Source organism: Occallatibacter sp. FHG110214_02 (assembly GCF_059115385.1).
In genome coordinates this window covers 153,325-168,221 of sequence record NZ_JBZYWK010000008.1, presented here as the reverse complement: position 1 = coordinate 168,221, position 14,897 = coordinate 153,325, and the positions used below count along the sequence as shown (strand labels likewise).

Here is a 14,897-nt window from a genome sequence, read left to right as displayed (position 1 = left end):
AGCGCTACTTGGAGAGATCAACCAGCGCCTGGTTGACGGCCACATGCGCCTTGTATTCCAGCGGATGATTATCCGGGCTCGACATCCGCTGGATCATGCCCACAAAGACCACATCATTAGTCGGGTCAATCCAGAACCAGGTGCCAGCCGCGCCGTCCCAGAAGAACGTGCCTTTGCCATCGGTGAGATTAGCAGCTGGTGGATCATACATGACAGCGCAGTTATATCCATAGCCAAAGCCGGGCCGCATCTGCGAAAGCCCAATGCCGAACTGCCCGTACTCGCCGTTGATAACGGGCATGGGTACGTGATTGGTAGACATGAGCTTGACTGACGAGGGTGCAAGAATGCGCGCATTGCCGAGCGCGCCGCCTTTGGAAAGCATCAGAGCAAAGCGGTAGTAGTCCTCAATGGTAGAAGTGAGTCCACCGCCGCCCGAAGGCATAGTGGGTACAGCGGTGTAATCCGTAGGGATGCCGTTTTCCGTAGGGTTAGCGACGATCTGCTTTGTATCAGCGTGATACGTGTAGTTGGTAGCGAAGCGGTCACGCTTATCCTGCGGCACGTAGAAGCCGGTATCCTTCATGCCGAGCGGCGCAAAGATGTGGTCGTGCATAAAGTCGGGCAGCGTCTGGCCAGATAGCTTTTCGACGAGATAGCCCTCAACATCCATAGAGACGGAGTACATCCAGCCCTTGCCCGGCTGATAGTTGAGCGGAATAGTGGAGAGCTTATCGACCATCTCCTGCAGGTTTTTCGACTGCATCACCTGCTTGTCCTTGTAGAGCGCTTCCACAACAGGAACACCAAAGCGGTCGTACGAGAACCCGGCAGTGTGCGACATGAGTTCGCCTATGGTGGGCTCGTGGTCGGGCTCAACAAGAATCATTTTGCCACTGGAATCAGTGCTCTTGTAGACCTTAAGGTTGGCAAACGCGGGGATGTATTTCGAGAGCGGATCGCTGGGCAGCCACTTGCCCTGTTCGTAAAGAATCATCATCGCAACGCCAGTGATGGGTTTCGACATGGAGTAGTCACGAAAGATGGTGTCGTTCGTCATTGGCGCGCCGGTTTCCATATTGCGCTTGCCGTAGATGTGGTAATCGACAACCTTGCCGTGGCGTGCAAGAAGCGTAATAGCGCCGGCGAGCTGCTTCTGATCGACTTCATCCTGCACGAGCCTATGCAGGCGTTCCAGGCGCTCAGTGGAGAAGCCAACGCTCTCAGGCTTGACGACAGTAAGGTCAACCGTTGGTGTTTGCGCTGCAATGGCGGTAGGTGCGGCGAGAAGCGCGCAGGCTGCAATGGCGGAACAGAGATTTTTCATCAGTCCTCTCACGATGCTGAACAGGCGGAACCTTTATACATTACGGCCAGAGCATGCCGTAACACGTGTGCAAAGAGAGCGCCGCGCATGCCTACAATAAAAGCTGCATGAGTGAGATGGAAGAAACAGAGACGCCGGTAGCCGCAGTCGATACCATTGCGGCAATTTCCACGCCGCCGGGGCGCGGAGGCATTGGCATTGTGCGGCTGAGCGGGCCGCATGCCGCGGAGATTGCAACTCAGCTCGTCCGGCTGCGGCAGCCGCTGGAACATGCGCGAGCGCGCCTGGCAGACGTGCTGGATGAATCTGGCAGTAATGAGCGCATCGACGAAGCCATGGTGACCTACTTCGCTGCGCCAAACTCGTATACCGCAGACGACCTGGTAGAGATTGCGGCACACGGCTCTCCGGTTGTGCTAGAGATGCTGCTGCGCCGCGCATTGGAGCTTGGCGCACGCCTGGCCGAGCCGGGCGAGTTCACGCACAGGGCGTTTCTAGCAGGCAAGCTGGACTTAACGCAGGCCGAAGCCGTGCGCGACCTGATTGATGCGCAGACGCTGACGCAGGCGCGGCAGGCGGCGAGTCAGATGGGCGGTGCGCTGAGCCATCGCGTGTCTCCGGTAAAGCAGCATCTGGTGGAACTGATTGCGCTGCTTGAAGCTGGGATTGATTTTGCGGAAGACGATGTTGAGGTAACGGGCTCTGAGGAGATTGCAAAGCGTATCGGCGAACTCACGCTGCCGCTGGAGTCTCTTGCAGCATCTTTCGCTCGCGGTCGCGTAGTGCATGACGGCCTGACGCTTGCAATCGTAGGCCGCCCCAACGCAGGCAAGAGCTCGCTCTTTAACAGGCTCATCGAACGTGACCGCGCAATCGTGACGGCAACTCCGGGAACAACGCGCGACACCGTGAGCGAACGGATTGCTCTTGATGGAATTCCGCTGGAGTTGGTAGATACAGCCGGACTACGTGAAGCACACGAAGAAGCGGAACAGCTTGGAATCGCACGCAGCCGCGAGGCAATGGCCGACGCCGCGCTGGTGCTGGTTGTCCTTGACTCAACACAACCGTTGAATGAAGAAGAGCTTGGCTTGTTGAAAGACGTACAAGGCCGCCCCGCGCTGATTGCGTGGAACAAGAGCGACCTTGCAGCATCGCAAAACAACGCGGAGCCTGCAGGACTCCCCATCGTGCATACATCCGCGCTGACAGGCGAGGGAATTGCGGCGTTGCGCGAGAAGATCGTCGCAATGGCAACAGGCGGCGCAGCAAGCGAGCCGGGAATGTTGACCAGCCTGCGCCATCACCAGGCGGTAACGACAGCAATCTCCGCACTCAGCGACGCAACGAAGGCAAACCAGCAAAACATTCCACACGAGATGATCCTGCTCGATCTCTATCGCGCTCTATGGGCGCTCGATTCCCTGACCGGGCAGACCACGCCGGACGACATTTTGAATCTCATCTTCTCCACCTTCTGCATTGGAAAGTAAATTCACGCAGGCAAGGAACGCTGCGCTGAAGCGTTCCTTGGTACTATGGTCATGCAAATTCACACACAAGGGCCCTGTATGCGCAGACGAAATGGGAGGAGAATCATTGGCGCACGCAATCTTTATCAGCTATCGCCGGGATGACAGCGAGGGTGAGGCCGGGCGGTTGTATGACGATCTGGTCCGCGCATTTGGCAACGACGCGGTTTTTATGGATGTCTCCGCGATTGCGCCGGGCATAGATTTTCGTCAGGCTATTGAGGACAACGTGGGCAGTTGCAACGTGCAGCTAGCAGTGATTGGGCCGGCTTGGGCCACGATTACCGGAAGCGATGGACAGCGGCGCCTCGATAATGAGAATGATTACGTGCGGCTGGAGATTGCCTCTGGATTGAAGCGCAATATCGCCGTCATTCCCGTGCTGGTGCATGATGCCAGGATGCCGCATGCGGAACAGTTGCCGGACAATCTGAAAGATCTGGCATACCGCAACAGCGTTGAAATCACGCACACGCGCTGGGATTCCGATGTGCAACTGCTGGTGCAGGCGCTCGCGCATTATGTGCATGTGGATGCGGCAACGGAAACAGAGACAGTCCATGCGACAATTCCAGCGCAACTGCCGCCTCCACACGCAGAAGCACCCGCGCCCGCAAAGTCGAAGCTGCCGCTCTTTGCAGGCATTGGAGCCGCAGTTCTTGCGTTGATTCTGGCGGCTGGCTATTTTGCCTTACGGCGCCCCTCGCCCTCTCCCGCCAGCGGTTCAGTCAATGCCCCGAGTGGCGCAATGGCTGCAACCAATACGCCCACAGCCGCCACGCCCATCCCTTCGTTAGCTGGTAGATGGAGGAATCCCGATGCCAACGCCAGGGGAGCACTCGCGGCACTCGACATCACCACCAGCGGAAACCAGATTGCTATACACGCATGGGGGCTATGCCGCCCAGCCAATTGCGATTGGGGAACGCAGGTAGCCAACGTGAACGGCCAGAAAGCCAAGGCCACATGGAGCCTGTTGAACAACGATAGCGGCCAGGAACAGGGCCGCGTTGCAACGGTCACAGTCTCTTCCGGCGGCGCGGGTAAGCTTGAAGTTCTGGTAGAGAACACCTACGCGCAGCACAAGGGAAACTCGCGCCAGTTTGAATTTGTTCCGGCCAGCTAGCGCTCAACCTCGCTGCTATGAACCTGCTCTCTGGCAGCCTCCAGTTGCAGCGTGGTCCACTCCACGCCCTCCTGCGACATAAGCGCCTCAATCCGTTCGGCCAGACACGCCAGCGGATTGGGCGCGTTTGCATAAGCACCCGCGCCGGCAAGGTAGAGATATTTTTCCCGCTTAAGCGCTTCTGCCGTGTTGCGATAGCTGATCCAGTTCTTCTGGTACTGGTTCAGGTGCAGGATTCCTTCGAGCACAGTCACCAGCACGCCGAGTATGCCTGAAACCAGGACCACATGCGGCTTCAAGGCCGAAACAGCCTCGCTCAAGCTGCCAAGAAAGGGAATCAGCGCGGCAGCAAGAATTTCCGTGACCTTAATGCAGCGGTATTTCTTAGAAGCGCTGATGCTCTTCCTGTCGTACCAACTAAACTGGTCTTCCAGTCGGGCAAGCGTAACGTTTGCGGCAGATGCGGGAGTATCCTCAGGCATCAACCGTATCGCTCGTAGCTGGCTGCGAGATTGTTGACTGCGCAGATACGAAAAGCGCTTTCTCTGCCAGTCGTCTGCGTAGCAACCCTGCCACAACCTTCCCGCCTGCGTGGTCCCAACGCTCAAACTGCGTCGCAGCAGCGTCAAATTGGTTAGCGTTGATTTCCTTTAGAAGCGTGGAGCCGGCAAATGCGCCGCGGCCAAGGTTGAAGACGAAATCGACAAGTGCATCGAATTCATCCTGCAGCAGCGGAACAGAGACGACTTGATTGACGAAGGCGGCAGAAGCGGCAACATCGCTCATCAAAAGCGCATCGGCCTGGCTGAGAGTGATAGCAAGCCCGGAATGTACGTCCTTACCGGTATGTCCATAACCGATAGTCCAGACGCCAACCTGGTCCTGGTAAGCATGGAGATTGCAGCCTTCAAATTGCTCCGTAAGAGAAAGGCCATTCTTGCTGTAAGACAGGTTATTAACTGTCATTGGAATCCCTCGGGGCCCGATTGGGGGGAGCGCAAAAAGCATAGCACGTTGCGCGCCTCGTGGGGATAGTGCAGTTGCCTGTCCGAGCGTTTCTAAATGGCGATAGGCGCGTTGAGGACCGAGCGTTTGGTGCGCATCAGACGGTTGACAATCTTGTAGCGGTCGCCGCGATAGGTGGATTTCACATGCTCAATGGGCCTGCCGTCTTCTCCAAATGAAACACGCGTAAAGAGAAAGACGGGGCTCTGGCGGGGAATCTGCAACAGGCGCGCTTCTTCGGCGTTGGCCTTGCCCACTTCAATCACCTCTTCCGTAATGGTGAGCTGAATGCCGTAGTGATTCGCCAGCTTTTCATAGAGTGACGTGTCAGGATTGAAGGTTTCCATCAGGTTAGGGCAGGCGCTCACCGCCAGGCAGCTCAACTCAATGCCAATCGGCATCGAGTCTTCATAGCGAACTCGGTGCAGACGAAAAACCTTCTCAGATTTGCCAAGCGCAAGCGCGGACTGTGTCTCCGGAGTAGGCTCCTCAATGCGGAAGGAGAGCAGCCGTGAGTGCGGCGTCGCTCCATGCGCGCGCGCCTCTTCGCTGAACGAGAGAACATGCCGAAACTCTTTCTCAAGCTTCACGCCTGAGATAAAAGTGCCCTTGCCCTGGCGGCTGTAAATAATGCCCAGCTCACAAAGCGACTTGACGGCCTGTCTGACAGTCATTTGGCTGACCCCCATCTGCGCGGCAATTTTCTGAATGGAAGGCAGGGGCTCGGAAGGCTTGAAGACGCCGGTTTGAATCTGGTAGGCAAGACGCTGCTGAATCTGTTGGTACAACGGAAGACCCGCTCCGCGGTGGAGCGGGAGCGACTGATGGATTCTGGCAGCGTTCATTTGCCTCTCAGATATACCACGCGTGAACGAGAAATCAAATTCCTGTGCATAATGGCACGCTGAAGTTTGCAGTTTTGGAACTCTGCGGGGCCAGAAAATCGCGTCCCGGGAACAGAATGTTTATGCGTTTTTCATTGACTTTTGAATTGGGGCCAATTTACGGTCATGTCATCCAGTCCTCTAGATGACTAGCCCAGCCGGGCGGACTTGGTTTTGGTCCACAGGAAAGATTCCCCAGTTACGTGAGAAGTTAGGGCGCTGTTATGGCCGCCGTTCCCTCATGAAGACTGCAGGCGAGCACGTCTGGGAAGAAGCAGCGGGCGCAAGATCCCGCTCAAGTATCGGCAGCACCAACGCGTATTTTTTTGGAGGCAACAAACAATCATGTCGCGCAGACTGACGCAATGTATTTTCGCCCTGTTGGTAGCAATAGGGCTAACGTTCTGTGCTCCCGGTGCAGGCGCTCAGAGCAGCGTTTCGGGCAGCATCAGCGGAACGGTGACGGACCCGACAGGCGCGGTAATCTCCGGCGCGGCCGTCACAATCACGAATACCGACCGCGGTGCGGTGCAGGCGACAAGAAAGACAAACTCCGCTGGGTTTTTTGCCGCTGAGTCGTTGCCGCTTGGCGCATACTCGGTCTCGATTACTGCCTCCGGGTTTAAGACGGAAACGGTCGAGGGGATTGTTTTGCATGCCGCCGATACGTTGACGGTGAACCGTTCGTTGGCTCCAGGTAACGTGAGTGATGTGGTGACGGTGACAGCCGATGAGGCGCAACTGAACCTGGAAAGCGCATCTTCCGAAGGCTTAATTAACAGCGAGCAGATCAACTCGATGCCGCTGATTACGCGTAACTACGAAAGCCTGATTAACCTTCAGCCCGGCGTCACGTTCAGCGGCGCGAGCGATCAGTTGAATCGAGGACCGAACAGCCCGACGGGCGGTTCAAGCACTGTGGCGTTTTCGGTCAATGGTGGGCGCACCACGTCGAACAACTGGACGATTGATGGCGCGGATAACCTGGACCGCGGTGCGAACCTGACGCTTTACACCTATCCCAGCCCTGACGCAATTGCCGAGTTCAAGACGCTGCGCGGGCAGTATTCGGCGCAGTTTGGCCGCAACGCCTCGGGACAGGTAGATGTGGTCACGAAGTCGGGTACGAACTCCATCCACGGCAGCGCCTACGAGTTTATCCGGAATGATGATCTGGACGCTAACGGCTACTACAACAACCTGTTCCAGCAGCACATTCCGAAGTACCGGTATAACGACTTCGGTTTTTCGCTTGGTGGACCTGTCTATATCCCCAAGCTCTATGACGGCCGCAATAAGACCTTCTTCTTCGTGTCAGAGGAATGGCAGCGGATTGTGACGTACAGCACCGGCGCGGCGATCGTTCCAACCGCGGCAGAACGCAGTGGCGACTTCAGCAATAGCGGCTATAACGGGCCAAATGGCTGGACCACTGGCCCGGTTCAGGTCTGCACGGGCTTTGCCAATGATCCAACCACGCAAACCAACACCTGTACCGCCGCTGGGACCAAGGTGACGAATATTTCGCCGACGGCACAGGCCTACCTGAAGGACATTTACAAGATCATTCCAGAACCGCAGAGCGCGACAGATCTCGCGAACGGCACCGACCCGCACACGCTTACATCAACAATCCCCAACACCTTTAACAACCTGAACACGGTGGTTCGCGTTGATCAGCAGTTCGGTGAGAAGCTAAGCGTCTTTTATCGCTACATGCACGATACTTTCCCGTCCTTCCAGGGGTCGGGCACATTCGTTGCCAGCCCGATACCGGGTCTCTCGGCTACGGTGACGCAGGCGCCGGGCACCCAGCACATGGGGCATGGAACATACATCTTTTCGCCCACGCTGTTGATGAATGTTGGATATGCCTACTCCAACGGCTCGATTCTGACGACGCCGCAGGGCGCACTGCTCTCCTCGCAGTCTCCGGATATCAACATCAAGATGCCTTACACGAGCACTGCGGGCGTGGTTCCGACGATTGCCGTAAGCGGTATGACAACGCTGGGTGGCGGCGTAGTGTATGTGGATCACGGTGTGAATCACCAGGCCTTTGGCGACGTGACCAAGACGTTGCACAACCATACGCTGATCTTCGGCGTCTCCTATAACCACTACCAGAAGCAGGAAAACTCCGCGGGCGGTGGCAACCAGGGCTCGTTCGGATTTACAAATGACGCGGCATATCCGATTGTGAATCAAACACAGTACAGCGGTATGTCAGAGGTGCAGGCTTTTGCCAACTTCTTGCTGGGCAATGCAAACACAGGTTTCTCGCAGGCATCCAAGAACATTCAGGTCAACGTTCAGTCGAGCCAGTGGGAAGCGTTCGCGCAGGACAACTGGAAGATCACACCACGGCTGACGCTCAACCTGGGCGTGCGCTATAGCTACTTCGGACAGCCGTTTGACGCCAACGACGCCTTGAGCAATTTTGATCCGTCGCGATACAGCGCATCGGCTGCGCCCACAATCGCTACGACCGGGCTCATCTGCTTTACCAGCCCGTGTAACCAGACGGGCAGCAATGCAGGACAGGCAACAACGGCAAATCCCGATGCTGATTATGTCGGCGTGAACTACATCAACGGCATGATCTTCGGCACGCCGAATGCATCCAACAATAACCAGGCTTCGCCCTATGGCAACAAAGTGGGACAGGCGGACAAGGCCAACTTCGCTCCTCGCGTCGGCTTTGCGCTGGATGTCTTTGGCAATGGCAAAACGGCCCTGCGCGGTGGCTATGGCTGGTCCTATGATCAGGCGGAAGTCAGCTACTACGAGACCACAATCTTCGATAACCCTCCAGCAGTCTCGTCTTACGCGGTGTCCGAGACACTGCTTGATGCTCCTGCGGGAGGCGCTACGTCCTCGACGCGCTCGGCTACGCCGGGACGGCTCCAGGCGCTGCCACTCGATTACCATACGCCCTATGTGCAGCAATACTCGCTGGATATTCAGCAACAGCTTGCGCCGAAGCTCTACTTCGACATTGGCTACTTTGGCGATCACGGCAACAACCTGCTTGGAGCGCTGAACCTGAACCAGCCTGTGCCTGGCGCATGGGAGGGCAAGGTGCAGCCATCAAGCTCAGGCCAGGCCTGCGTTGATCCGGACACGGGCAAGCAGTCATTTCTGAACTCGACCTGCGACCGCGTGCTGAACCAGATCAAGCCGTACCAGGGCTACTTTGCCGTCGATGGTCTGAAGACGATCTTTAGCTCAAACTACAACTCGCTTCAGGCGAAGGTGACAAAGCACTTCTCCGGCGATACGTACATCGACGCGAACTACACATGGTCGCGAGCGTTGACGAATGCTCAGGCTGACTATTCCGGCTTCGTCCAGAACATTTACAACATCGACGCAGAGTATGGCCGCGCAGCGGCGGACCGCAAACATGTCTTTAGCGTGGATGGTGTTCTTCAGGAGCCGTGGTTCCGTGACCAGAAGGGACTAACAGGCCGCCTGTTGGGTGGTTGGGAGATTTCCGGCATCTATACGGCAAACTCCGGCCTGCCGCTTACGGTCTCCGCAAGCAGCGCGTACTCTCCCTCCTACAACTTGCCGAATGGCATGACAAGCATCTACAACGGCCGCACCACCACCGGCTATGAAACAGACAATGCTGGATTGGGCATACTTGGCAACACGAACGCAGGTATGCGTCCCAACCAGATAGGCAACCCGAACCATGCCCCGGCTGGCGTGAAGCTTCATAACAAGACCTACGGTCAGCTGTGGTATTACACAGGTGCATTCGAGGCTCCGGATCCGAACAGCGCGGTTCCGGGAACAGAGAAGCGCGGTACGATTAACGGTCCCGGCTTTGGCCGCCTCGATGCTGGCGTTATGCGCAACTTCCGCATATGGGAGAGATTGAACTTCCAGTTCCGTGCGGAAGCGTTTAACGCCACCAACCATACAAATGTGAACTCGGTCGTGACCAGCATCGGTTCCTCGTCGCAGTTTGGCGAAGTCACCGGCTATCGCGATGCCCGTATCTTGCAGTTCGCGGGCAAGTTCACTTTCTAGCCAAGCCAATGCCTGTTATGAGCCGCCTGCTTTCATAAAGAAGCAGGCGGCTCAACAGCCTCTAAGCTTGATTCGCCTGCCTTTCGTGCTCGTTATCTGACACAAATATCCTTACTATTATCTGCATACACCTTTTTCTGCAGGAAGCCTGGCCATGGGATTGAATACGCTCGACCTTGGAGTGATAGCCGTGTACCTTGCGGGCGTAACGCTCTTTGGCCTGCGCTTTCGCGGGCAGCAACGCACGCTGAAGAGCTACTTCCTCGCTGGCAACACCATTCCGTGGTGGGCAATCGCGCTTTCCATTGTTGCCGCGGAAACCAGCACGCTCACCATCATCAGCGTCCCCGGCCTTGCGTACGAAAAGGACTTTCGCTTCCTGCAACTGGTCATCGGTTATCTTGTTGGACGCGCCGTAGTGAGCTTCCTGCTCATCCCGCAATATTTCCGCGGCGAGTTGGTAACGGCCTATCAGTTAATTGACCGCCGTTTTGGCAAAACACTCCACCTGCTGGTCTCAGGCATTTTCCTTGCCACGCGAGCAGCCGCAGAAGGCGTGCGCGTCTTTGCCGTGGCAATCGTAGTGCGTGCCGCGCTTGGTGCCATGCTCACAGGCTTCAGCGACTTCGGTCGAGATCTCTGCGCAATCGCCGTAGTCACAGTGCTGACGCTGCTCTACACCTTTGAAGGTGGACTAGCCGCCGTCATCTGGACTGATGTCATCCAGCTAACAATCTACATTGCCGGAACCATTACCGCATTCTTCACCATCCTGCATCTCGTGCCCGGCGGATGGGACACAGTCGCACACGTTGCAGGCGCAGCGGACAAGTTCCGCCTGCTCGACTTCTCGTGGAACCTCTCGGCAACCTATACCGTCTGGTCAGGCATCATCGGCGGCGCATTTCTAACAACAGCAAGCCACGGCACAGACCAGTTGATTGTGCAGCGCCTGCTGGCAGCGCGCAGCGAGCGCCAGTCAAAGACCGCGTTGCTATCCAGCGGAGTAGTCATCCTCGCGCAGTTCTCGCTATTCCTGCTCATCGGTGCCATGCTGTTCGTCTATTACAAGATGAATCCTCCGGCAGCACCCTTTGCGCGCACCGACATGATCTTCCCCACCTTCGTAGTAACAAAAATGCCGCACGGCATTGGCGGATTATTGATTGCCGCAATCCTCGCCGCGGCAATGTCGAACCTGAGCGCCGCACTCAACGCGCTTTCGTCCACAACAATCGTGGACTTCTACGGACGCATTCGCCCCAATGCAAGCGAAGAGCAGCGCATCGGCCTCTCGCACAAATCCACAATCGTTTGGGGCATCATCTTGTTCACGTTGGCATTACTGGCCCGCAACGGCGGCAAAGTAATTGAAGTAGGACTTTCGATTGCATCGGTTGCCTATGGTGGTCTGCTGGGCGTCTTCCTGCTCGGCGTGCTCACAAAGCGCGCGACCGAGCGCGGCACAATCCTTGGATTACTCGCTGGCCTTGGAGTTGACCTTTACCTGTGGCGCGGCACAACAGTTTCTTTCACGTGGTATGTAGTGATTGGCAGCCTGGTTACATTTGCTGTGGGCTACTGTGCCAGCCTGGTTTTACCTGCGCGCGCAGAGCGCGCCTTAAATTGAGAGGAATGCAATGAAGTTGCAGGAGTTGACGACGGAGCAGCGGAACCGGGCCACAGACAAGCTCGATTCCATGACTGCGCTGGAGATGGTAACAGTAATGAATCGCGAGGATGCCATCGTGCCTCGCGCCATCAAGAAGGTTCTGCCGCAGATTGCGGAAGCTGTGGATGTAATCTCGATAGCACTGGCCAAAGGTGGCCGATTGATTTACGTAGGCACCGGAACCAGCGGAAGAATCGGCGCACTGGACGCAACAGAGGCGCAGCCGACCTTCGGCATCAGCCCTGAGATGGTGCAATTCGTAATTGCAGGTGGGGAAGCCGCACTCGTTCGCGCCGTGGAAGCAAGTGAAGACTCAGTCGAACTGGGCCGCAAGGATATAGCGAAGCGCAAGCCCGGCAAGCGGGACGTAGTAGTGGGCATCGCAGCCAGCGGACGCACGCCATACACAATCAGTGCACTTCAATACGCCAGGGGCAAAGGCGCAAAGACAATTGCCATCGCCAGCAATCTTAACTCGGAGATTGGCAAAGTCGCCGAGCTAAGCATTGAAGTCAACGTAGGCCCCGAAGTGCTCACAGGATCCTCGCGCCTCAAGTCAGGAACAGCGCAGAAGCTGATCTGCAACATGCTCACAACCTGCGCAATGGCGCGGGTGGGCTACGTCTACAGCAACCTGATGGTGAACCTCATTCTGAAAAATGAAAAGCTGCTCGAGCGCGGCATCGGAATCGTGCAGACGCTCGCAGGCGTAAGCCGCGAGACCGCAGTCGTAACTCTGGAGAAGGCAGGAATGAGCCTGCCCGTAGCGTTGGTAATGCTGCAGGCAGGCGTAAGCAAGACCGAAGCACAAAAGCGCCTGCGCAAAACCAAGGGGAACGTGCGCAAGGCGATTGAAGACTGAGAGGAAGGAATTCAAAACGATGCGTTTTGCTTGGAAGAGCGTGGTTCTATTTGCGGCAATAGCGCCTGCATCATCTTTGCCGGTGGTCGCAGCACAAAGCAGCGCGCAGCAACAAGCCGCTGGCTTTGCGGATATTGACACGTTAATACAGAGCGCCGTTGCAAAAGGCTCAATCCCCGGCGGCGTTGTCCTGATTGGGCACAACGGCAAGGTCGTCTATCGCAAGGCATTCGGTCAGCGCTCGCTGGAACCAACGCGCGAACCCATGACAGTGGACACAATCTTCGATATGGCTTCGCTGACAAAATGCGTAGCCACCACTTCCGCCGTCATGCAGTTGATGCAGCAGGGCCGCATCCGCCTGAATGCTCCAGTCTCCGAATACCTTCCTGAGTTCGCGCAGAACGGCAAGGGCGAGATAACAATTCGCGAGCTGATGACGCACTACTCAGGCCTCGCGCCAGATCTGGACTTGAAAGAGCCGTGGCAAAGCCGCGCCACAGCCTATGAGATGGTCATGCACTCCCGGCCAGTCAATCCGCCGGGAACAAGGTTTGTCTACAGTGACATTAATTTTGAGACGCTGGGCTTCATCGTAGAAAAGCTGACAGGAACAACGCTCGACCAATACACGCTGAAGCACGTCTTTGAGCCGCTAGGCATGAAGAACACACGCTTCCTGCCTCCAGCAGATTGGAAGCCGCGCATTGCCCCCACGCAATACGACGAGCATGAGCAAATGCTGCGCGGCGTAGTACACGACCCCACCGCGCGCCGCATGGGCGGAGTAGCCGGCCATGCCGGCCTGTTCTCCACCGCGGATGACATGTCCATCTTTGCTGAAGAACTCCTGCATGGAACAAAACTCTGGAGCCGCGAGATAGTCGAGAAGATGACAACCCCGCAGACTCCCGCAATGCGCGAGCACCTGCGCGGCCTCGGCTGGGATGTTGATTCCTCCTTCTCAACAAACCGTGGCGAGTTGCTTCCGGTCGGCTCCTTCGGGCACACAGGCTTTACAGGAACCTCTTTATGGGTGGACCCAACAACCGACACCTATGTAATTCTGCTGACCAACCGCGTGCACCCACGCGGAGGCAATAGCGCGATAGTCGATCTGCGCACCCGTCTTGCATCAGCAGTGGCCAGTGACCTCAATCTCTCGCCAAGCGAAAACGAAAAACTGCGCCTCGCACGGATCACCGGCTACAACGAGTCCATCATGGCCGCACGGCGGCTCGTCGCACGCAACGGCGACGTCAAAGCCGGCATCGATGTACTGGAGTCAGACGGCTTCCGCGAGCTGCATCCCAACACAACAACGCCCCTCCGCGTAGGTCTCGTAACAAATCAAACAGGCGTAGATGCAAAGGACCAGCGGACAGTCGATGTGCTCGCACATGCCCCCGGAATCCAGTTGGCAGCCATCTTCAGTCCCGAGCATGGCATCGCAGGCAAGCTCGATACAACAAAGATTGGCGACTCGCGCGATGAAGCCACTGGCACGCCGGTCTACAGCGTATACGGCGACACCGACGCCAAGCGCCGCCCCACCGCAGAAGAGCTAGCGAGCATCGACGCGCTTGTCTATGACATTCAAGACATCGGCGTTCCGTTCTATACCTACGAAAGCACGCTGGGCTACTTTCTGGAGGCCGCTGCAAAAGCAGGCAAGCCCATCTACGTCCTCGACCGTCCCAACCCAATTGGAGGAGCTTACGTACAGGGTCCAGTCGCCGACGCAGACCACGAAAGCTTCGTCGGTTATTGGAAGACCCCAGTGCGTCACGGCATGACAATCGGTGAACTCGCAACAATGTTCAACACCGAGCGCAACATCAACGCAAAGCTGACCATTGTAAAGATGCAAGGATGGCAACGCGGCGACTGGTTCGATTCAACAGGCCGCGTATGGGCGAACCCCTCGCCAAACATGCGCAGCCTGACCGAAGCCGCACTTTACCCCGGCATTGGAATGATTGAGACAACCAACATCTCCGTTGGTCGCGGAACAGATACGCCGTTTGAGTTGGTAGGCGCGCCATGGATCAATGCCGTCGAACTTGCGCACTATCTCAACGCACGAGAGATCAGCGGCGTGCGCTTCGTCCCCGTAAGCTTTACGCCAAACGCATCTGTCTACGCGAATCAAAAGTGCGGTGGCATAAACATTCTGCTTACAGACCGCTACGCACTCGATGCCCCTGCACTCGGCCTTGAGATTGCATCCGCACTGCACAAGCTTTATCCCAACGATTACAAGCTGGATAAGCTCGACGTGCTGATGCGCAGCAAAGCAACCGAAGACGCAATTGCCACAGGTGCCGACCCAAACAGAATTGAAGAAGCCTGGCAGGATGCAATCGATGCCTTTGCAAAAACCCGTGCGAAGTATCTGCTGTACTGAAACGCATAGTTGAGGAGTGAGGATGCGAAAAAAATTAGCTT

General features: G+C 56.7%; 10 protein-coding genes. 6 read left to right on the top strand and 4 right to left on the bottom strand.

Annotated features, from left to right (window positions below; genetic code table 11):
- Window positions 1–4 precede the first annotated feature (4 nt).
- Complete coding sequence (locus tag AC5S3R_RS09810) at window positions 5–1,327, bottom strand: serine hydrolase domain-containing protein (protein ID WP_494266851.1); 1,323 nt, start codon at window positions 1,325–1,327, stop codon at window positions 5–7.
- 107 nt (window positions 1,328–1,434) lie between these two features.
- On the opposite strand from AC5S3R_RS09810, the gene mnmE reads away from it, so the two are divergent.
- Window positions 1,435–2,820 carry a tRNA uridine-5-carboxymethylaminomethyl(34) synthesis GTPase MnmE gene (mnmE, locus tag AC5S3R_RS09805; RefSeq protein WP_494266850.1) on the top strand — a complete coding sequence of 462 codons (1,386 nt, stop codon included), beginning with the start codon at window positions 1,435–1,437 and terminating at the stop codon, window positions 2,818–2,820.
- 106 nt (window positions 2,821–2,926) lie between these two features.
- Window positions 2,927–3,985, top strand: a complete 1,059-nt coding sequence (locus AC5S3R_RS09800; RefSeq protein WP_494266849.1) for a toll/interleukin-1 receptor domain-containing protein — start codon at window positions 2,927–2,929, stop codon at window positions 3,983–3,985.
- Here AC5S3R_RS09800 and AC5S3R_RS09795 read toward each other — a convergent pair.
- The 3 genes from AC5S3R_RS09795 to AC5S3R_RS09785 all read right to left on the bottom strand — a co-directional run bounded on the left by AC5S3R_RS09795 (window position 3,982) and on the right by AC5S3R_RS09785 (window position 5,835).
- Window positions 3,982–4,467: a DUF4231 domain-containing protein gene (locus tag AC5S3R_RS09795; RefSeq protein ID WP_494266848.1), complete on the bottom strand. Its 486-nt coding sequence runs from the start codon at window positions 4,465–4,467 to the stop codon at window positions 3,982–3,984. The two genes, AC5S3R_RS09800 and AC5S3R_RS09795, sit on opposite strands and share 4 nt — an antisense overlap.
- Complete coding sequence (locus AC5S3R_RS09790; protein WP_494266847.1) at window positions 4,460–4,951, bottom strand: lysozyme; 492 nt, start codon at window positions 4,949–4,951, stop codon at window positions 4,460–4,462. Before AC5S3R_RS09790 ends, AC5S3R_RS09795 begins: the two co-directional genes overlap by 8 nt.
- 92 nt (window positions 4,952–5,043) lie before the next feature.
- Window positions 5,044–5,835: a GntR family transcriptional regulator gene (locus AC5S3R_RS09785; protein ID WP_494266846.1), complete on the bottom strand. Its 792-nt coding sequence runs from the start codon at window positions 5,833–5,835 to the stop codon at window positions 5,044–5,046.
- A 384-nt stretch (window positions 5,836–6,219) separates the two neighbouring features.
- Between AC5S3R_RS09785 and AC5S3R_RS09780 the strand changes: the two genes are divergently transcribed.
- From AC5S3R_RS09780 to AC5S3R_RS09765, 4 genes are all read left to right on the top strand, one after another.
- The gene (locus AC5S3R_RS09780) at window positions 6,220–9,915 is read left to right on the top strand and encodes a carboxypeptidase-like regulatory domain-containing protein (protein ID WP_494266845.1); all 3,696 of its coding nucleotides are present in this window, start codon (window positions 6,220–6,222) and stop codon (window positions 9,913–9,915) included.
- A 154-nt stretch (window positions 9,916–10,069) separates the two neighbouring features.
- Window positions 10,070–11,545, top strand: a complete 1,476-nt coding sequence (locus tag AC5S3R_RS09775; RefSeq protein WP_494266844.1) for a sodium:solute symporter — start codon at window positions 10,070–10,072, stop codon at window positions 11,543–11,545.
- A gap of 10 nt (window positions 11,546–11,555) precedes the next feature.
- Window positions 11,556–12,449, top strand: a complete 894-nt coding sequence (gene murQ / locus AC5S3R_RS09770) for an N-acetylmuramic acid 6-phosphate etherase (protein ID WP_494266843.1) — start codon at window positions 11,556–11,558, stop codon at window positions 12,447–12,449.
- A gap of 19 nt (window positions 12,450–12,468) precedes the next feature.
- Complete coding sequence (locus AC5S3R_RS09765; protein WP_494266842.1) at window positions 12,469–14,856, top strand: exo-beta-N-acetylmuramidase NamZ domain-containing protein; 2,388 nt, start codon at window positions 12,469–12,471, stop codon at window positions 14,854–14,856.
- Window positions 14,857–14,897 lie beyond the last annotated feature (41 nt).